The sequence below is a fragment of the Winkia neuii subsp. neuii DSM 8576 genome, from assembly GCF_000420405.1.
Lineage (GTDB): Bacteria > Actinomycetota > Actinomycetes > Actinomycetales > Actinomycetaceae > Winkia > Winkia neuii.
In genome coordinates, this window is record NZ_ATUW01000009.1 from 1 (window position 1) to 19,142 (window position 19,142).

Here is a 19,142-nt window from a genome sequence, read left to right on the forward strand (position 1 = left end):
TAACCGGAATTACCCCCGCTCGCGCGGGGAAAAGCCCAACGCTTGCGCTGGCTTACGCCTCGCACTGGAATTACCCCCGCTCGCGCGGGGAAAAGATAATAGGGACATATTACTATCTAATGCCATTAGAATTACCCCCGCTCGCGCGGGGAAAAGGTTAAGAAATTGATTTGCCCTTGGTACGCTTGGGAATTACCCCCGCTCGCGCGGGGAAAAGGGGACGCAGGTAAAATCCCCCCGGCCTCAATAGGAATTACCCCCGCTCGCGCGGGGAAAAGACTAAATGACCTGCGCTTTTGGGCGTCTATATCATTCTTCCATGCTGGTAGCTATCTTACAGTCTGGCGCATGCAAGGCGCGTATCTATACCTAGTAACGCACCATCTAAGTTCTCCAGCTCAGCCTCTGACGCTAGCCTCGGTCAGTTCTTTTTGCGGCTTAGTTTTGCAACTGCGCCCAGGCTAATCATTGCCATGGCTCCTAGCAGGGTGGGTACTAAAGCTGTCGCTCCAGTTGTGGCTAAGAACGAGCCGACTGTTTTTGGCTCACCCGCTTGCCGTCCCGCATCAGACTTGCCGGCGTTTTTGCCCCCAGCATTTTTGCCTTCGCCGCTGGGCCGAGCACCGGGTTGCGAACCAGGCTTTGCCCCAGGCTGCGAACCAGGTTGGGTGCCGGGTTGCGCGCCAGGATCGCTAGTGTGGCCGCCCTCGTCAGAAGCGTGGCCGCCCTCGTCAGAAGCGTTGCCACCCTCGTCGGTACCTGTGGCACCGTCCTTGCTGCCGTCGGCATCCTCACCGTCCTTGCCGCCGTTGGAGCCCTCGTCAGCTCCCCCGGCTGTCGCTCCCGCTCCGATTGGCAGAGTTACTTCCTGTACCTTTTTCCCGGAAACTAGGTCCCAGGCTTCGACGGTCAGGTGGTCGTCGAACACGCGGGCTCGTAGTGAGGACGAACGGTCGTCTTTCAGCGTTTCTTCGTCATTGTCGCCATCTGGAACTATGCCTTCTTTGACGGCGCCCGTGTTGAAGACGGGTATTCCGTCTCCAACATTTTCAGGCAGGGTGTAGCGCCCCCACCAGTCGTTTAGCGTAACAATGTCGTGGGTGTGGGAGGTAAAGAAGGCAACATTTTTGCGTCCACTCAAAATGTCGTTGAGCTCTTCAACGTCGTTGTAATCGTTCTGGTACCAGGCCGAATGCGTACCCGAAACCGTGTTAGCTAACGTGTAGTGGGAAAATATGAGCACCGGCCGCCCTTCGTTTTCCCAGTGGTCCAGCCGCCCTTTCAACCAATCGAGTTGGGCCTGCGACGCGTTCCAAAACGGTTCTTTCCCCTGGGAGGCGTGGTCGTCGTAGTATTCCGTTCCGAGGGCGATGAGCACCACTCCCCCAACTACTTTTTCCGCGTACGGCTTGTCGCGGTCAGCCCAGGTCAAAAAGTTTTTCTGCGCTTTTTCGCTGGATAGTTCTTGCCCGTACTGTTCGTGGTTGCCGCTACCCCACAGTATGTCGGCTCCCGTGTAGGGGTGGGCTTTCAATACCTTTTCGGCTTCGAAGTAGTTCTTATCGCGCATGGTGTCCACGAAATCGCCGTTTACCACTAGCGCCGTACTCTTGTCTTTGAATGCGGAAATGCGGTCCATTGCCCGCCCCCACTTTTTCCCATTTGTTGGGGCGTCGGGATTAGCATGCGTGTCGGAAATAATATCGATAATTCCGGTCGGCTTTTTATCTTCGTATTTATACGGCTTGTGTAGGGCAACATTGTCAATTGCCCACCACTTATCGTTATATGAGTTGTTGTAGTTGAAGGATATTTGCGCCGTTTTGGCTCCGCCCGGCACTTTTACCTCCAGCTCGTGGTGGTTAGAGTAGTCGTTTTTATCCAGTGTCAGCAGGGTTCGGCCTTCCCCGCCGTCAAAGCTAATAGTTACGGTGGCGTTTTGGCCCTTTTTGCCCTGCCGATAGTGGGAGTCGAATCCCAGCACCAGCTGGTTTTGTCCGCCTACCGGAATCTGGGGGCTAACCAGCGCTGTTGAGAAGCTTTCGTCTTTGGCTAGGCGCTGGTGTTCTGATTCCATTACCGCAAAGTTGCCGCTGCCGCGGGTGAACCAGTGGCGTTCATCTGTGCCTGCCGCCCAGGTCCACTGTCGCACGTCTGTGAAGGTCCAGCCTCGCCAACGCTTTTCGCCCGAGGAGGCTTTCGAGGTTTTCACTTTCCACCCTTTGGGCCCGGTGTGTGAGAACCAGTCGGGTAGGTGCAGCTCGTCGAAGTTTTCTGCCCAGATTGTTGCCGGCCTTTCTAGGGTGCCGTTCGCCTGGGTATTGTATTTGCCCATGTCCGAGGGCGCTTTCACGGCCGCTCCCGTGGCTTTCGGTGCCACGGGCACGTCCGCCTCCCCCGCTTGCGCGAGCGGCATCGCAACCATGGTGGCCGCTGCGATGGTTGCCAGCGCCCCTAATTTTTTCGCTCCCATTTTTCCTCCCTTTAGGCCCGGCGGGCCGTGGTGTTTAGGCCCGGTGGGCCCCTCTTCCAGGCCCGCCGTACCGTGTTCTGCTAGCCGCCGGGCCGTGTTCTGCAGGCCGCCGGGCCGTGTTTCTTCCGCGTCAGCCTAGCTAGGCAAAGCAACGCTTCTTTGACCTCTAGGTGAAGGTGGGGTGAACCTGCCCGGGCTCTGCCGGTAGAATTGGGCCCATGTTGCGCGTGATTTTCAATATTTTGTGGCTCTTTATGGCTGGCTTGGAACTGTTTTTTCTTTACATCGCTGCTGGTATCGCCGGGTGCATCTTCATTGTGACTATCCCGGTTGGCGTAGCTTGTTTCCGCATGGCTTGGTATATTTTGTGGCCGTTTGGGCGCAAGGTTGTGCCTAAGCCGGGGGCGGGTGCCGGCTCCGCGCTTATGAATGCTGTGTGGTTTTTGGTTGCTGGCCTTTGGCTCGCCATCGGGCATATCGGCACCGCGTTCGTGCAAATGCTTACGATTGTTGGGATTCCGGTGGCGATTGCGAATATCAAGCTGATTCCCATTTCGTGTTTCCCGTTTGGCAAGCAGATCGTGCCTAACGAGTCTGCCGAGGTCACGGTTCAAACCCCACTGGCTTAGCTTGTTCACGCACAGCAATTACCCTTCCGGGGCCCCGGGGGTCTTGTTAGCGTGAAGGCATGAGTAAAACGGTTGTAATCATTGGTGGCCATGGGAAAGTTGCGCGTATTGCTGGCCCTCTTTTTGCCGAGGGCGGCTACGCTGTTCGCGCCTGGGTTCGCAACCCTGCTCACGTCGACGAGGTTAGTGTTGCCGGCGTGAAGGGTGAGCTGAATTCCATTGAGCAGATGGATCAGAAGAAGATCGCCAAGGAGCTCGAGGGCGTGGACGCTGTTTTGTGGTCTGCTGGCGCTGGCGGTGGGGATCCGCAGCGCACTATTGGCGTGGATCGCGATGCCGCTATCCGCACTATGGAGGCCGCGAAGGCTGCTGGCGTTAAGCGTTTCGTGATGGTCTCTTACGACGGTGCTAACGCCCAGGGCGAGCCCGATAAGTCCAACGATTTCCACTACTACTGGCAGGCTAAGAAGCAGGCTGACGAGCATTTGCGCGAAAGTGGGTTGGATTGGACTATTTTGGCTCCTGGCCCCCTCACTTTGGACGAGGGCACTGGCCGCGTTGGCGCCGAGCCCGGTGCTGACGGTAACCGCCGCATTTCGCGCGCTAACGTTGCGCAGGTTGCCGTTACCGCCATGGACGAGCCGAATACTGTGGGCAAGACTGTGCTTTTGGCTGATGGGGATACCCCGATCGCCGATTATTTGGCAAACCTCAGCTAGGGCTTTACTTTGGGCGGGGCCGGGCTTGTTTCCCGGCCCCGTTTCGTATGCTTACGAGGGCGGGGCCCCTTTTCTCTGCGAGGGCGGGGCCCCTTTTGCGGGCTCGCGAGGGCACGCCCCTGCGAGGCGGGAATAAAAAAAAATTGGCACCACAAAAAGTGGTGCCAATGGGCCAGTTGGCCAGTGCTTATGATCTGGGTGTGCGGGGCATTGTTGAGCGGATTGCCGCATAGATGGTTACGAGTGCCAGGATCATGGCTACGAACCAGGTGATCATTGCGGGCGCCCACCTGCTGATGAACACAGGCCCTGAGCTGATCATGCACAGTACAGGGATCATAATCGCACTGATTAGTAGTAGGTTATTCTGTTTGATGCGCGGCTTGTCGGAGTCGCTATTGCGGCTCATTTTCAATCCTCTTTTCCAGATTCCCGTCCTTGCGGAAACTTCACTTACAGCACGTTGGCTGGCATCACCGACCATGTGACGCACCTCTATTTTACGCCCTCGCCTGGACATTTTCCACTCTTTGCCACCGCTAGAGCACCGGGTAAGGACCTTCCGCCTACGCTTACTTCAGATTTAACTTTCACCGCCCTAGGCAGATTCCTCTGCACGGCCCACTCCCCAAGGGCGCTGCTCTGTTTCGGTTAGGTACCTTATAATTTATCTGAACTCTGTTACAGATCCGCAACTAGGCAGGCGCGATGGGTTTCGAAAAGAACCTCAACTCCGATCTCTCAGCTGAACGGAAAATCATTATCCGCACTTTGATCCCTCTGGTAGAACCTCTTCAGGCTGTTTTACCTGCCCCTAGCGAGGTTGTACTCCACGACCTTTCAAAACTGCCAAATTCTATTGTTGCGATCGCGGGTAATATTACCGAACGCAGTATCGGCGGGGTTGCTACGAACACTCTTATGCAGGATGCCTCTTCCGGGAATCTGGATACCAAATACAACTACAACACTAAGGCTGCCGACGGCAGCGACGTTTCCTGTTCGACAATTGTTTTTCGCGCCTCGAACAACGTTCCAGTTGACGCATTGTGCGTAATTAAAGATGTTTCAGTTTGGAAGAATCTGCAGGAGGCTTTGAGCTCGCTAATTCCTCCCGCGGTCGTGGACAATGCGCAAACTCCGCCGCCGGATGCAGAAGTTTTTAGCAAAGATGTTGACGAGCTCGCGGCAGATTTACTGAAAAGTGCTATTGCTAGGGCTGGCTCCCCTGTCGCAAATATGACTAAGAGCCAAAAAATAGCGGTGGTGGCAGATCTTCAAGATCGCGGTTTTTTCGTTTTGAAAGAGTCGGTTGAAAAGGTTGCCAGCGCGTTGGAGGTTACGCGTTTTACTATCTATAACTACCTAAAGGAGCTTGGCAACAGGAAATAGGTTGGGCGTTGCGCACGATCGCCACGCGGCTTTCACACACAACGCCCAGTCCTAGAAGCATTACCTTTGCCGGTTACAGGATTTGGTCGAGCCCCTGTTTCAGGTCGGCAATAATGTCAGAGGTTTCTTCAATTCCTACCGATAGGCGCAGCAGCCCGTCGGTTACCCCCTGTTTGGCGCGTTCTTCAGGGCTCATGCAGGCGTGCGACATTGCCGCCGGGTAGGAAAGAATTGATTCGACTCCGCCTAGGCTGACAGCCAAGATTGGCAGTTTCAGCACTTGCGCCAGCTTGTTCACGGTCTGCCTGTCGGCCACCTCGAAGGATAGTACGGCGCCGCCGCTGGAGGCTTGCGACATGTGTAGTTCATGCGCAGGGTGCGATTCCAACCCCGGGTAGTGCAGTGCTTTTACCGCCGGGTGGCCTTCTAGCATCTTTGCAATTTCGAGGGCGGATTTACCTGACTGGGCCATTCGCAGCCCCATCGTCTTCATTCCGCGCATAACCAGCCAGCAGTCTTCAACTCCTAGCGTGCCTCCAAGTGCTTTCTGCAGCAGGAATATTTTTTCTGCCAGGGCGTCGTCGCTGGTTATTACCATGCCTGCGATTACGTCGGAGTGGCCGTTGAAGAACTTGGTTGCCGATTCGATTACAACGTCTACGCCTAGGTCTAGAGGACGCTGGAATAGCGGGGTCATAAAGGTGTTGTCGGCGATGGTTACCAGGCCGTGGCGCTTGGCTATTTCTACTACGCCTCTAATGTCGGTTACGTTTAGCAGCGGGTTGGAGGGCGTTTCTAGGTAGATGCCTTTCGTGTTTTCTTTGATTGCCCCTTCCCACGCCGTAAGGTCAGTTTCGTCTACGAAGGATGCTTCGATGCCGAATCGTGCCATCACTTCGGTGGCCAGTTGGAAGGTACCCCCGTAGATGGATTTGCACATTACTACGTGGTCGCCCTTGTTGAAGGTGAGTAGCGCAGCCGATATTGCGGCCATTCCAGAGGCAAAGGCGAAGGCGTGTTCGCCTCCTTCCACTTTGGCTACCCCTACTTCGAGGGCGTGGCGGGTGGGATTGCCGAAACGCGAATAGGTGTATTCGGGGGCTGCTTCAAGCGATTCTTGTTTGAAGGTCGAACACTGGTAGATCGGGATGGAAGACGATCCGGTGTACTGGTCGAAGACCTGGTAGCCGTGGATCAGTTTTGTGTTTGTTTGCATTTTTACCTCTTTTAGAAAGCACAACTGGCGTGCTTTGTTTTGACTCACAACGATGTAGTAGAACGTTTGGTTTTTTGGCTAGCTAAAAGCTAAGAACGGGGATACTAGCAGTAGGATGCCTGCGAATACTATTAGGATTAATCCTGGCCCGCGCAGTTCTTTTAGCGTGGGTACTCGCAAAACCAGGTAGGCGGGGATTAGGCAGCCGATCATCCCAAAGATGGGCGAGCAGATCGAGGTGAACGAGAGTACCGGCGCGTTCAGCACGATCGCACCCCACGACACTAATACCCCGAATACTAGGATTCCCCACGAGAGGTAGCGGCGATTTATGCGCTCTTCGGGGATGAACCGCTTGATCACGTTTGTGGCTATGCCTTGGCAGGCTTCCCGGAAGCCTTGGAAGACGCCGAAGAAGGCGGTCATCACGGCGAAGATGTTGAGGACGACGCTCAGGATCTGCACCCAGGCTCCGTCTAGGTTTCGCGCGGCGATTGCTAGGGTCGAGATGTTTTCGTTTGCCGCCTGCACTGCCTGGTCGTGCCCTAGCACCAGGTTGAAGGACATGGCGTAGAAAAACACCACGGTGAACAAAATAAAGAAGGCTATGTTCATCGCCCGCACGGATTTATACCGTGCCACTTCAATGTTTTTGTTGTGGCTGCGGAACGAGATCACCATGGGCGACAGAGACTGTATAAACAGAATAGAGGTCAGCGTAAACGGCAACAATACGATCGTCTGCTTAATTAGGTACCCCATGTCCGGGAAGGTACCTATGTTGGCTATATTCCAACGGGGAATCATCACTACCCCAAGTAGGAAGATGATCGTTATTTTGGTAATCACCATTACCGAGGAAATGCGGAATAAAACTTTTTCAGCTCGCGAGGCGATCACCACTAGCGCGCACACAATCGCCAATCCGTAAAGCGGGTTTGAAGACCAGTTAGTCTTTGTGATTCCGAATGTCTTCAAGTATGAGGCCGAATCGTTGGTGATCGCAGTTGAGTACACGAACACCCAGATCACCAACATTATGAAGTAGAGCAGTCCCAGTAGGATGCCCCAGTTCTTGCCCAGGTATTCCGCGATCACGCTCGGGTAGTCTTCACATTTTTTCGAATGCGCCAGCGTGTTGATGAACAGCCTTTGGAACAGCCACATTGCTGGGTAGGCGATTATTGCGGATACAAGAAATACCCACACCCCAATGATTCCGACTTTTACTGGTAGGAACACGATTCCTGCCCCAATAGCCATGCCGATGGAGAGGATCACCCACCCCCAGTCCGTGCTGTCGAATTTTACGGCTTTTTGCCATTCTTCTTCAGTTAGGCCTGCCTTTTTTGCGTGTTTGCTAACTCTGCTGCCGGTACACGCCCCGCTTGAATCGGCTCCAGCTTCGTTGCTGGATACTGTCGTTGTCACTGCCGTTTCCTATCTAGTAGTTCTATTCATTTGGTTGGGCACGAAGCCAGGGCCTCTATTTCTACCCGTGCGCCCATCGGCAGGGCTGCAACTTGGAAGGCACTGCGGGCGGGATATTTTTCTACGTCTTTGAAGGCGTTCGCATACACTTCGTTTACTGCCGCAAAGTCGTCTATGTCAGCCAATAACACCGTGGTTTTAAAAACGTCATTTAGCGTGCTACCAAATTCGGCTAGTACTGCCGCGACGTTACGCAGCGATTGGGCCGCCTGAGCCTTAACGTCTGCTACTTCAATCTGCCCAGTTTCCGGGTTCAGCGGTAATTGCCCCGAAACTGCAATCACGTTGCCTGCAGCTTTTGCTGCCGAATAGGGTCCTACTGCTTTAGGGACCATTTTTACCTCAGGCATTTTTCCTCCAAAAATACTTATGCGCGCCCTGCCGGCGCTACAAAAATATTGACGCAAACGCCCCGCGCAAGTCAACTATTTGTTGAAACTATTTTTTCGGCCTCTTGCTGCCGTTTGATGCCCCTACCCGGCGAGCCACCCCGAAACTAGCGGCCACTTTTCAACAGTTTTTCAACATTAGGTTGAAAGACCCAATCGCTCAACAGAAAGGTTTTTCACACGCTAACGAGGGCGGCCACCCCATCACGCCGGTAGGCTAGGGGCGGCTTCAACACTGAAACCGCCCCCTCTACTCTTGCTAGCTAAACGCCAGGAAGGGCGATACCAGCAGTAGGATGCCGGCAAATACGATCAGGATCAGGCCTGGCCCACGCAGTTCGCGCAGCGATTTTACGCGCAGCACCAAGTAGGTGGGAATCAGGCAGCCGATCAACCCGAAGATGGGCGAGCAGATCGAGGTGAACGAGAGTACCGGCGCGTTCAGCACGATCGCACCCCAGGCTACTAGCACCCCGAATACTAGGATTCCCCACGAGAGGTAGCGGCGATTTATGCGCTCTTCGGGGATGAACCGCTTGATCACGTTTGTGGCTATGCCTTGGCAGGCTTCCCGGAAGCCTTGGAAGACGCCGAAGAAGGCGGTCATCACGGCGAAGATGTTCAGGACGACGCTCAGGATCTGCACCCAGGCTCCGTCTAGGTTTCGCGCGGCGATCGCAAGGGTGGAGACGTTTTCGTTTGCCGCCTGTACTGCCTGGTCGTGCCCTAGCACCAGGTTGAAGGACATGGCGTAGAAAAATACGACCACAAACAGGGTGAAGAAGGCTACGTTCATAGCGCGCACGGATTTATACCGTGCCACCTCGATGTTTTTGTTGTGGTTGCGGAACGAGATCACCATGGGTGAAAGCGACTGTATAAACAGGATTGAAGTCAGCGTAAACGGCAACAATACGATTGTTTGCTTGACCAGGTAGCCCAGGTCCGGGAAGGCGCCAATATTGGCTATGTCCCAGCGGGGAATCATTACGAGCCCGAGCAGGAAAATGATGACTATTTTAGCCATTACCATTACCGAGGAGATGCGGAAAAGAATTTTTTCTGCCGCCGAGGCGATAGCCACCAGTACGCACACGATCGCTAGCCCGTATAGCGGGGCTGTAGAGAGGTTTGTTCGGGTTACGCCGAAGGTTTTTAGGTACGAGGCCGAGTCGTTAGTTATGGCGGTCGAGTATATGAATACCCAGATCACCAGCATTATGAAGTAGAGCAGCCCCAGTAGCATTCCCCAGTTTTTGCCTAGGTAGCCGGCTATGACCGAGGGGTAGTCTTCGCACTTTTTGGATTTGGCTAGGGTGTTGATGAAGAGCCTTTGGAACAGCCACATTGCCGGGTAGGCGATTATTGCGGATACAAGAAATACCCACACCCCAATGATTCCGACTTTTACTGGTAGGAAGACGATGCCGGCTCCGATTGCCATGCCTATGGACATGACGATCCATCCCCAGTCGGTGCCGTCGAATTTGGTGGCGGCTTTCCATTCGGAGGGGCTCATGCCTGCTTTTTTAGCGTGGCGGATTACCCGGGAGGAGAAGTTTTTACTTGTGGGCGTTGCGGTGTTTGTTGTACTCATCGCCGCCCCTTAGTTTCGCGTACCCCGGTCCCACCTGCGGGCGCAACACCGCCTGCTTTTTTCGAGGGCGGACCGGAGCTGGCTGGTGGGTAAGATAGTTTTCATATTCCCTTTCTCCATTTCTTTAGCGCGCCTTTACGCGTCACAACATTTACCGTTGTATAAGACTTGGTTGCATAAAAGTTTCCTAGCAGAATGCGACCCTGTCAAACGCGAAAATAAACGGCCTGGTCACAGGGATTGAGGGCTTGAAGGACGCCTACAGTGCCACGTCGAACAGCTCACAATCGGCCCGACACACAGGGCCCGCATCGCCCCTGCCGGAAAATACAGTTGGAAATAAACAGTTTGAGCTCGTTTTTAACAAATTTTTTCCGCCTGGTTATTATCTGGTTGCGCATGAAACTTCTGGTGTGTGGATTTATTTAACCGGTGGAAGTTCGGCAAGAATATACATTGCCGCTTTGCCTGGCGGATGGTAAATTTTCCACAGCTCTTATCTAAATGCAATAAATAAGAGTGTCCAAATACCTAACTAGCATGCTATTCTCTTGGCGTCATTTGACCAGATTTCAACCGAAATATGCGCGAAGTAACCCATATTCAGGCATTTCGTAGTTCAAATGATGGACAATTCTCACTTGTATTTTTTAGCGATTTACGGCAAGAAGGGAAGCCATGAAGAAAAATAAGGCCAATGAGGCTCTGCGGAAGCATGCCGCCGGCGCCATTGGCGCTGGTATTTCCACTGTACTGATTCTAGGTAGCATGAGTTCTGTGGCGGTCGCTGACCCCACTTCTGGCGCTTCTGCCGATGCTACTTCTGCTCACGCCAGTGAGCCAGCTAAGGCTATTCACTGCGGCGGGGCGGTTGTAAAGAATTTCTTCCTCATAGATGGGCTCACGAAGGCGGAAGTCCAAGATGTGATCACCAGGAAGCTCACCGAGCAGGGGCTCAATCCTGCTGATTACACGATCACTATCAACGATGCGGATATTACCGCCGCTAACCAGGGTTCGAACGGGCCGGGGCGCAAAAACCGCCTCCAGACGATCAATGTTTCTATTGCTCCTAAGGCTGCGGGCACGCCAGCCGTCACCTGCAGCACTAAGATCCTTTACTACACGCCTCCGTTTGCGCACCTGGAAAAGGGCGAGTTCCCGCAGAATCATTCGAGCCACAACACCGGCAAGCTGGTATTTGATAACCCCGATTCCTACACCATTTCGCCCGAGGACAAGGCTAAGCTGATTGATGCTTTCCTAAAGGCCAACCCGAACCTGCAGCTGGAAAAGTCTCAGTTGCAGATGGACGACAAGGGCAACCTGACCATAACTAATAAGGCCGGCGAGGATCCGTATTCTGTGACTGTTCCCGCCGAAGAATTTGTCAGCGTGGTGGGCAAGGTTAAGGACATTTTGGTGTTCTTGGATCCGGCTACTGGAAACAAGCTATCTACCGAGGTTCCCGCAGTGCGTGTGCCGCTGAAGGCGGGCAACTGGGATGGTTCTAAGGTTTGGGCTACTAACGCGGCGGGCGGCAACCCCAATTTGGGTGCTAAGAAGCAGCTTTCTGGTTTGGATCTAAAGCGCGAGGGCAACGAGCTGGTAGTTTCCGGCAAGTACGACTCGACTATTTCGAATAATCTTGGGGGCATTCGCTACCTGGGTATTCACCAGAATATGAGCAAGGACTACGCCTACACGCAGTCGTTCTCTAATGGTTTCAAGGTGCGCGTCGTTCCTACTAAGGGTGATTTTGAGATTCGCAATCTAGATAAAGATGCGAAGTTCACTCAGGCTGACGTAGAAAAGCTGATTGGTGTCGACTACAACAATCTCAACCTGCTAAAGCATGGCAATGATGGCAGTCTGACTAAGGCTCAGGTTGCAGCGGACGTGAAGTCGAAGATCACCAAGCATATTTCCGCTGACGGACTAAAGCACCAGACTGGCACCCAGGAGTTCTTGGGTACGCTCTCCACTGATCTTGGGGTTGTTTCTCCGGAGCTGAAGGCTACGGTCATCTATTACACCGAGAAGATTCCCACTACCCTAGTTGGGGATCCTGCTAATCTGACTGCCGAGGAAATCGCGAAGATTACTGACGAGGTGAAGAAGGCCAATAATCTGAAGGACACCGATAAGGTGACTGTAGATAAGGCCGGCAACGTCACTATTGAATTCAATCGCGACGGCAAGAAGATTGGTACGAAGCAGTTCAAGGCTCCGCTGGCCCAGGCCAGCTACCCGGATAAGAAGGTTGAGGCCGGCAAGAGCGTCGAGACCCCGATTACCACTCCGGATGGTTTCGCCTTCCCTGAGGGAACCAAGTTCGTTGTGGACGGTAAAGCTCCCGACGGGCTAACCGTTGGCGACGACGGCAAGATCACCTACAACGCCCCCAAGGGCCAGCCCGCAGGGGACGTGACTGGCAAGATCCTGGTCACCTTGCCGGGCCAGAAGACTCCGACTCCGGTTCCTTACAAGATCACGGTGATCCCGGCTGTGCCCGAAATGTCCTACCCGGATAAGAAGGTTGAGGCCGGCAAGAGCGTCGAGACCCCAATCACCACTCCGGATGGTTACACCTTCCCGAAGGGCAGCAAGTTTGAGGTGAAGGATGCTCCTAAGGGGCTAACCGTTGGCGACGACGGCAAGATCACCTACAACGCACCTAAGGATCAGCCTGCTGGCGATGTGAAGGGTGAAGTTCTGGTGACCCTGCCTGGCCACGACAAGCCTACTGCGGTTCCCTACAAGATCACGGTGATTCCGGCTGTCCCACAGATGTCTTACCCCGACTCTAAGGTAGAGGTCGGCAAGAGTGTCGACGTGCCAGTGACCACCCCCGACGGTTACAAGTTCCCTGAGGGAACCAAGTTCGTTGTGGATGGCGACGCCCCCGATGGGCTAACCGTTGGCCAGGACGGCAAGATCACTTACAACGCGCCGAAGGATAAGACTCCGGGCGAGGTAACCGGCAAGATCCTAGTGACCCTGCCCGGGCACGACACCCCCACCCCGGTTCCCTACAAGATCACGGTGATCCCGGCGGAGCCGAAGGCTTCTTATGAGGACAAGAAGGTTCCTGCTGGGGAAACAACCGAGGTCACTCCTACTCCGGCTGACGGCTACAAGTTCCCAACCGGAACTACCTTCACCATCGACGGAAAGACTCCCGACGGTCTGACGATCGACCAGGCGACTGGCAAGATCACCTACACGGCTCCTAAGGACAGCCCGCATAAGGAGGTCACCGGCAACGTGCTAGTCAACGTCCCTGGACGTGACAAGCCCACCCCGGTTCCTTTCAAGGTCACGGTGATCCCGGCGGAGCCGAAGCTAGCCTATGAGGACACCCCCATCAACGCAGGCGAAACTGCCAAGGTAACCCCGAATGGTGTAGACGGGTATAAGCCTCTCGATGGCACCACCTTCGAGCTGCCCAAAGACGCTCCCGAGGGCGTAACTATCGACCCGAAGACCGGGGAAATCTCTTACACGGCTCCCAAAGACAGCCCGCACAAGGAGGTCACCGGCAACGTGCTAGTCAACGTCCCTGGACGCGACAAGCCCACCCCGGTCCCCTACAAGATCACGGTCACCCCGGCAGAGCCCAAGGCTTCTTACCCGGATAAGACTGTTCCCGCAGGCGAGTCCACCGAAGTAACTCCGGAACCCGCCGACGGCTACAAGTTCCCAACCGGAACCACCTTCACCATCGACGGAAAGACTCCCGACGGTCTGACCATCGACCAGAATACTGGCAAGATCACCTACACCGCACCGAAGGATAAGACTCCGGGCGAGGTAACCGGCAAGGTACTAGTAAACGTCCCTGGACGCGACAAGCCCACCCCGGTCCCCTTCAAGATCACGGTGATCCCGGCAGCTCCGGAGCTGTCTTACCCAGACGGAAAGGTTGAAACTGGAAAAACTATCGAAACCCCGATCACTACCCCGGAGGGTTACAAGTTCCCTGAGGGCAGCAAGTTCATCATTGATGGAGATGCCCCAGACGGACTAACCGTCGACGAAACCGGCAAGATCACCTACACCGCTCCGAAGGATAAGGCTCCGGGCGAGGTGACCGGCAAAGTCAAGGTGACCATTCCAGGGCACAGCACTCCTGTAGAGGTCCCCTTCAAGATCACCGTGGCGGCCCAGCCTAAGGAGGACGGTCCGTCTGATACTGCTAAGCAGCCGGGTTACGAGACCACAACCGGTACTCCGGGGGCGAGCGTCGAGCTGAAGTTGCAGCCGGGCGACACCCCGATCCCGGCCGAGGCTACTTTCGCCAAGGTCAAGGGCCCGGACTATGTTTCGGTTGGTAAGGACGGCACCCTAACAGTGAAGATTCCTGCCGATGCGAAGGATGGGGATCAGATTTCGGGCACCGTGAAGATCACCTACCCGGATGGGACTGAAAAGGAAGTTCCGTTCTTGGTGCGTGTTGAAAAGAAGGACGTGCCTGAAACCGCTTCTCCGTCCCCGTCTACCCCGGCTGACGATCAGGGTGGTAAGGATGAAACCCCGGGTGCTGGTTCCGATCACGACAACGGCCCAGCAAAGCCGGATGAACAGGCAAAGCCTGCCGAACAGGCTAAGCCGGCTCCGGCGCGCAAAGTTGTTGTGACTCATAAGCGCACTCAGGCGGCTCAGCCGGTTTTGTCGCACACTGGTGCTACTGCAGCTACTTCGGTATTGGCAGCTCTTGGGCTGGCGGCTGCAGGTGCGGCAGCTGTTATTTTCCGCCGTCGGAAGAACGATAATTAGTAGGCTTTAGCCTTCTGTTGGGCGAGAGTGCGGGTTTCCGCCTCTCGCCCTCGTTCTTTTAAGCCGGCTTGCTTGCACCCGCCCGCACCCGGTGGCGTTAGTGTGGGTTTGGCTAGTTTTTTAGGAGGCGTGGTGCCGGCTTTTCGCGCTCTTTTTGATTTGCTTGCAAGCCAGGTTTGTGCGGGCACGTGGTGGCCTGCCCAGTCGCGGTTTGAGATTGTTGCCGGTGCGATTTTGACGCAGAATACGGCTTGGACGAATGTGGAGTTGGCGCTCGCTAATTTGCGTCGGGAGCGGGCGCTCGGGGCGGATGCGATTTTGGCTCTGCCGGCGGACCGGTTGGCGCAGCTGATTCGCCCTGCCGGCTATTACAACGCGAAGTCGCGGTATTTGCGTACTGTTAGTGAGTGGTTTTTGGCTCGTGACGAGGCCGCAGCCCACCTTGATACTGGCCGGTTGCGTTCCGAGCTGCTTGCTTTGCGCGGGGTTGGCCCCGAGACCGCTGACGACATTTTGTTGTATGCCTACAACCGGGGCGTGTTTATTTACGACTTGTATGCGCGCCGGCTGTTGGCGGCGGCAGGTTTTGGTGAATTTCGGACCTATGATGCGGCGAAGAAAGCCTTGGATGCGCAGGTGGCTGGGGAAGGGTTTTCGGCCCAGGAGCTGGCCCTGTTTCATGGCCTGGTTGTGGATGCAAGCAAGATTGCCCGCAAAGTGGGCGGCTGGGCCGACGCCTACCCTCTGCTGCAGGTGGGTAGTTTCCCGAGTCCGTAAACCGTAGTGGTCCGACTATGAGCTCGCCAGCGCATGTTGCTTGCAACTGCCCCTAAATGTGCGTGCCGGGCCTGCGTCATATCGATGTGATATTACTAGGATGTTCCCTCCTGCGAAGTTGTTGGGGTTTGCGGGGCTCGCTCAGGTTGACGCGCGGGCCGCTTTAGCTGGATTTTTATCGCTTTCGCATTTGCGCATCCCGCCTTGTTGTGGGAGGTCGACTGCCGCGGCACCCTGCCCGGCTGTTGCGGCTAGTTTGGTCCCCATCTTGGCCGCGTCCGTCTACAGGAAGTGAGTTTATGGTTTCTAAGAAGCGTTTTCGTGTTGGCGTGTTTGCTGTGCCGTGGTTGGCTTTGGTTACGATGCTCGCGATTTCGCTGGTGGGAGCCGACATTTTGATGCGCGGCCTGGATTTTACGACTTCGTTCATTCTGGACAATTTCGGGTGGCTGTTTAACTGGAACACGTTTATTGCGGTCGTTTTGATCGTGTATTTGGCTTTTTCACCGCTCGGGTCAAAGAAGGTGGGTGGGGAGCTTGCCCGCCCTGTTATGAAGTTTGGTTCGCTGGTGTGGATTACGCTTTGCACTACGATCGCGGCGGGGATTTTGTTTTGGGCTTGCGCTGAGCCCCTCTACCACCTTCACCAGCCGCCAGCTCAGGCGGGTGGGCCCGCAAATTCGCCTGCTGCGGCCTTGTTTGCTATGAAGACCATGTTTTTGGAGTGGACGTGGTCCCCTTATGCCCTTTACACGGTGGCTACGGTCAGTTTTGCATTTGCGTTCCACAATATGCGTTTGCCGCATTCGCTGTCTTCGGGGTTGGTGCCTATTTTTGGCGAGGGCGTACTGCGTTTTTCGAGCGTTATTGATGCGGTGTGTCTTACTGCGTTAGGCCTGGGTATGGCTGCTTCCCTGGGTACGGGTGCGCTTTCGATTGCGGGTGGCATTGAAAATAAGTTTGGCCTCCCTTCGGGCCCGGTTTCGTGGGCGATAATTATTACGGCTATTGTGGTCTGTTTTGTGCTTTCTTCAGTTTCTGGGGTTATGAAGGGCATTCGTAAGCTTTCCGAGCTGAACATGAAGGTATATTTGGCTATTTTCGCTTTTGTGCTGGTTTTTGGCCCGACCGCCTACATTTTTTCTTCTGGTACGGAATCGATTGGGGCTTTTCTGGCGGATTTTCCTAAATTGTCGTTGGCGATGGGCACGGCCCACGGTGAGGATTGGAATAAGACTTGGCCTATTTTTTACTGGTGTAATTGGTTGGCGTGGACGCCCATTACGGCCACGTTCCTTGCTTCTATTGCGAAGGGGTTCACCTTCCGCCGGGTGATTGTAGCGAATTTTGTGTTGCCGTCGCTATTTTCTTCGCTGTGGATGGCGATTTTTTCTTCCTCTGCGATTTATTTTGACAAGCATGGGGTGGGCCTGTGGCAGGCTATGCAAGAGCGCGGCCCCGAATCGGTTGTTTACGGGATTTTTGAGCAGATGCCCCTGGCCGTAATTGTGATCCCTGTTTATTTGTTTATTGTGTTTATTTCGTTTGTTACGGCTTCGGATTCGAATACTACGGCTGTGGCCGACATTTGTATGCCGACTTCTGGGAAGGCACCTGCTGGTAAACAGGCCTTGAAGGTTGTTTGGGGAGCCACCGTGGGCGCGGTTACTTGGATCGTCATTAGTTTCGGCGGCATCGACGGCATCAAGATGGCGTCGAATTTGGGCGGGTTCCCCAACCTGTTTTTGTTTATTGGTTTGGGTAGTGGGATTGCCTATGTTTCGCGCCAGCCGGAGCGGTTTTACAACTACCTGGACGGCGAGCGTCCCAGCCTGGTTCGCGACCTTAAATATCGCCTGGCCGAACGGAAGCAACAGGGCAAGGGCGAGGGCGAGGGCGCGTCCGGTACAGCAAAACGGCAAGAGCGGGAGGTTTCTGGGGGGCCCGCCCTATAGCTGGGGGTCCCGCCCTATAAACTGACATTGTTTAGCTGCTGAAGGAGGCAATATGGCCATCTCCGTTCCCACCTGCGAGGAGGGCATTCCTACGATTGATGGCTTCCGGCCCGCTGTACTTGCCGTGATGAGTGACGGTGCTGCCCGGAAGGTTCGCGATATTCGGGAAGCGGCTGCGGATTATCTTGGGCTCACTGAGGAGCAGAGGCAAAAGTCGATCCCTACGGGGCAACCGATTTACCGGAATCGGGCGGCGTGGGCTTGTTCGTCTTTTGTGAAGGCGGGCCTTCTTTCTAGGCCGTCTAAGGGCGTTTATGTGATTACTGAGGACGGCAAGGTGGTTGCTAACAGGCAGCTCGCAAAGTACAGCGAAGCTGATATGTGCGAGTGGCCTATGTGGCAGCAGTACCAAAGTGAGATTGCGCAGCGGCGTGGGCACACTTCGCCTAGTGCCCAGCAGATTAGTGCGGATCAGGTAAATGAGGATCCTCAGATTCGGATCGACCAGCTAGTTAGGGATGTTAACGCCGAGGTCGAAACGGAACTGCGGCAGATGCTTTTTGATTCTTCCCCGGAGTTTTTTGAGAAAGCCGTGATCGAGCTGCTGTGGGCCATGGGCTATGGCGGCCATAGTGGCACTAAGGAGCATTTGGGCAAAAGCGGCGATGGGGGCGTCGATGGGGTTATTCGCCAGGATCCGCTTGGGCTGCAAAATGTTTACGTTCAGGCTAAGCGGTATGCCCAGAACAATCCGGTTGGGCGCGCTCCTATCCATGAGTTCGCCGGCGTTATGGCTAGTAAGGCGGCTGATCGCGGGGTTTTTATTACGTCTTCTACGTTCACCAAGGCGGCCCTGGAAGCGGCCAAGTATATGCGTTCAAACATTGTTCTGATCGACGGTATCCAGCTGACTTCCCTGATGTTGGCTTATGGGGTGGGCGTGGAAAAATCCCAGACCGTAACCCTGTACAGAGTTGACCAGGATTTCTTTGCCGAGGAATAGCCTCGTCTCATTTGTCTGTGGCGCCGTATAGACTACTTATGAAAACTCGCCAGGGCATCGCCCTGATGTTGAAAGGAGCCACGATGGCGACTCATGCGGCGCCGGTGCCTCATACTATCGGAGCACCGGTTCGTCTCAGCACAGACCAGATACGGCGCATGCGTGACGCGTTGGTAACCCAGTACGGCTCACGTGAACAGCTGCTGGATCTTGACAAGCAGCTAGGCCTGAAGTGGGCACAGCGAGTGGCACTCGAAAAGCTGGAAGATTTGGATTACCTAGAGGGAGTCGGCCATTAACCAATTGGATCTAGATGAGCAGGGATTTTTTCCGACTTTCAACACCCTGCACCTGCCCGTAGGTGGCAGCAGATTTCGGCCAGGTATTGAAGATGTGCTGCAGATGGCAGTTTCGGAATTCGGCATAGACGCGCAGGACAACTGGAAGCGCTACCTTGAAGACTCCCGCGCGGATTACCGTGAATCTCAGGTAAAGGCAATGGTTGCGGAACACCCCGAACTTGCTGTAACTGCACTGTCCGAGTTGGGATATGAAATAGACGGTTCTAACACAAAGCAGCTCAAGCAACGTCCATTTGACTCACTGCGAGTTTATTAGACGCCACCCACCCCTTCCTGCGCCCAACCTGCTGCGGGTCGCGTTTCTACTGTTGGCGGTGGAGCCATTTGGGGGCGCTGCCGGCTACACTTAGTGTGTTCAGC

General features: G+C 54.8%; 15 protein-coding genes and 1 CRISPR repeat array. Of the genes, 9 read left to right on the top strand and 6 right to left on the bottom strand.

Annotated elements, in window-relative coordinates:
- Positions 1-5 precede the first annotated feature (5 nt).
- Positions 6-278: a CRISPR direct-repeat array (repeat unit 29 nt; unit sequence GGAATTACCCCCGCTCGCGCGGGGAAAAG).
- 143 nt (positions 279-421) lie between these two features.
- Positions 422-2,473: a hypothetical protein gene (locus tag G437_RS0108505; protein WP_024332138.1), complete on the bottom strand. Its 2,052-nt coding sequence runs from the start codon at positions 2,471-2,473 to the stop codon at positions 422-424.
- A gap of 221 nt (positions 2,474-2,694) precedes the next feature.
- Between G437_RS0108505 and G437_RS0108510 the strand changes: the two genes are divergently transcribed.
- Positions 2,695-3,102 (top strand): YccF domain-containing protein, encoded by a 408-nt coding sequence (locus G437_RS0108510; RefSeq protein WP_024332139.1) that lies wholly within the window; start codon positions 2,695-2,697, stop codon positions 3,100-3,102.
- 59 nt (positions 3,103-3,161) lie between these two features.
- Positions 3,162-3,821 (top strand): SDR family oxidoreductase, encoded by a 660-nt coding sequence (locus tag G437_RS0108515; protein ID WP_024332140.1) that lies wholly within the window; start codon positions 3,162-3,164, stop codon positions 3,819-3,821.
- A 187-nt stretch (positions 3,822-4,008) separates the two neighbouring features.
- Here G437_RS0108515 and G437_RS0108520 read toward each other — a convergent pair whose 3' ends face one another.
- The gene (locus tag G437_RS0108520) at positions 4,009-4,230 is read right to left on the bottom strand and encodes a hypothetical protein (protein ID WP_070622297.1); all 222 of its coding nucleotides are present in this window, start codon (positions 4,228-4,230) and stop codon (positions 4,009-4,011) included.
- Between the two features lie 299 nt (positions 4,231-4,529).
- On the opposite strand from G437_RS0108520, the gene G437_RS0108525 reads away from it, so the two are divergent.
- A complete protein-coding gene (locus G437_RS0108525; protein WP_051141934.1) occupies positions 4,530-5,213 on the top strand; it encodes a helix-turn-helix transcriptional regulator in 684 nt (227 codons plus the stop codon).
- A 73-nt stretch (positions 5,214-5,286) separates the two neighbouring features.
- Here G437_RS0108525 and G437_RS0108530 read toward each other — a convergent pair whose 3' ends face one another.
- The 4 genes from G437_RS0108530 to G437_RS0108545 form a co-directional block, all read right to left on the bottom strand.
- The gene (locus tag G437_RS0108530; protein WP_024332143.1) at positions 5,287-6,429 is read right to left on the bottom strand and encodes a trans-sulfuration enzyme family protein; all 1,143 of its coding nucleotides are present in this window, start codon (positions 6,427-6,429) and stop codon (positions 5,287-5,289) included.
- 78 nt (positions 6,430-6,507) lie between these two features.
- Positions 6,508-7,860: an aromatic amino acid transport family protein gene (locus G437_RS0108535; RefSeq protein WP_024332144.1), complete on the bottom strand. Its 1,353-nt coding sequence runs from the start codon at positions 7,858-7,860 to the stop codon at positions 6,508-6,510.
- 26 nt (positions 7,861-7,886) lie between these two features.
- Complete coding sequence (locus tag G437_RS0108540; RefSeq protein ID WP_024332145.1) at positions 7,887-8,270, bottom strand: Rid family detoxifying hydrolase; 384 nt, start codon at positions 8,268-8,270, stop codon at positions 7,887-7,889.
- Positions 8,271-8,568: 298 nt separating this feature from the next.
- The gene (locus G437_RS0108545; RefSeq protein ID WP_024332146.1) at positions 8,569-9,906 is read right to left on the bottom strand and encodes an aromatic amino acid transport family protein; all 1,338 of its coding nucleotides are present in this window, start codon (positions 9,904-9,906) and stop codon (positions 8,569-8,571) included.
- 678 nt (positions 9,907-10,584) lie between these two features.
- Between G437_RS0108545 and G437_RS0108550 the strand changes: the two genes are divergently transcribed.
- From G437_RS0108550 to G437_RS0108575, 6 genes are all read left to right on the top strand, one after another.
- Positions 10,585-14,685 carry a Rib/alpha-like domain-containing protein gene (locus G437_RS0108550; protein ID WP_024332147.1) on the top strand — a complete coding sequence of 1,367 codons (4,101 nt, stop codon included), beginning with the start codon at positions 10,585-10,587 and terminating at the stop codon, positions 14,683-14,685.
- 132 nt (positions 14,686-14,817) lie between these two features.
- A complete protein-coding gene (locus G437_RS0108555; protein WP_024332148.1) occupies positions 14,818-15,462 on the top strand; it encodes an endonuclease III domain-containing protein in 645 nt (214 codons plus the stop codon).
- Positions 15,463-15,761: 299 nt separating this feature from the next.
- Entirely contained in the window at positions 15,762-17,417 is a 1,656-nt protein-coding gene (locus tag G437_RS0108560) for a BCCT family transporter (RefSeq protein WP_024332149.1), read from the top strand.
- A gap of 52 nt (positions 17,418-17,469) precedes the next feature.
- Positions 17,470-18,420: a restriction endonuclease gene (locus G437_RS0108565; protein ID WP_024332150.1), complete on the top strand. Its 951-nt coding sequence runs from the start codon at positions 17,470-17,472 to the stop codon at positions 18,418-18,420.
- Positions 18,421-18,458: 38 nt separating this feature from the next.
- Positions 18,459-18,719 (top strand): hypothetical protein, encoded by a 261-nt coding sequence (locus G437_RS0108570; protein WP_024332151.1) that lies wholly within the window; start codon positions 18,459-18,461, stop codon positions 18,717-18,719.
- A gap of 4 nt (positions 18,720-18,723) precedes the next feature.
- Positions 18,724-19,038 carry a hypothetical protein gene (locus G437_RS0108575; RefSeq protein ID WP_024332152.1) on the top strand — a complete coding sequence of 105 codons (315 nt, stop codon included), beginning with the start codon at positions 18,724-18,726 and terminating at the stop codon, positions 19,036-19,038.
- Positions 19,039-19,142: the final 104 nt, after the last annotated feature.

Excerpts from the sequence above, each read along its gene's own strand:
- G437_RS0108505 (WP_024332138.1), bottom strand. The coding sequence starts at position 2,473 with ATGGGAGCGAAAAAATTAGGGGCGCTGGCAACCATCGCAGCGGCCACC.
- G437_RS0108515 (WP_024332140.1), top strand. The coding sequence starts at position 3,162 with ATGAGTAAAACGGTTGTAATCATTGGTGGCCATGGGAAAGTTGCGCGT.
- G437_RS0108520 (WP_070622297.1), bottom strand. The coding sequence starts at position 4,230 with ATGAGCCGCAATAGCGACTCCGACAAGCCGCGCATCAAACAGAATAAC.
- G437_RS0108525 (WP_051141934.1), top strand. The coding sequence starts at position 4,530 with ATGGGTTTCGAAAAGAACCTCAACTCCGATCTCTCAGCTGAACGGAAA.
- G437_RS0108530 (WP_024332143.1), bottom strand. The coding sequence starts at position 6,429 with ATGCAAACAAACACAAAACTGATCCACGGCTACCAGGTCTTCGACCAG.
- G437_RS0108540 (WP_024332145.1), bottom strand. The coding sequence starts at position 8,270 with ATGCCTGAGGTAAAAATGGTCCCTAAAGCAGTAGGACCCTATTCGGCA.
- G437_RS0108545 (WP_024332146.1), bottom strand. The coding sequence starts at position 9,906 with ATGAGTACAACAAACACCGCAACGCCCACAAGTAAAAACTTCTCCTCC.
- G437_RS0108550 (WP_024332147.1), top strand. The coding sequence starts at position 10,585 with ATGAAGAAAAATAAGGCCAATGAGGCTCTGCGGAAGCATGCCGCCGGC.
- G437_RS0108560 (WP_024332149.1), top strand. The coding sequence starts at position 15,762 with ATGGTTTCTAAGAAGCGTTTTCGTGTTGGCGTGTTTGCTGTGCCGTGG.
- G437_RS0108565 (WP_024332150.1), top strand. The coding sequence starts at position 17,470 with ATGGCCATCTCCGTTCCCACCTGCGAGGAGGGCATTCCTACGATTGAT.
- G437_RS0108570 (WP_024332151.1), top strand. The coding sequence starts at position 18,459 with ATGAAAACTCGCCAGGGCATCGCCCTGATGTTGAAAGGAGCCACGATG.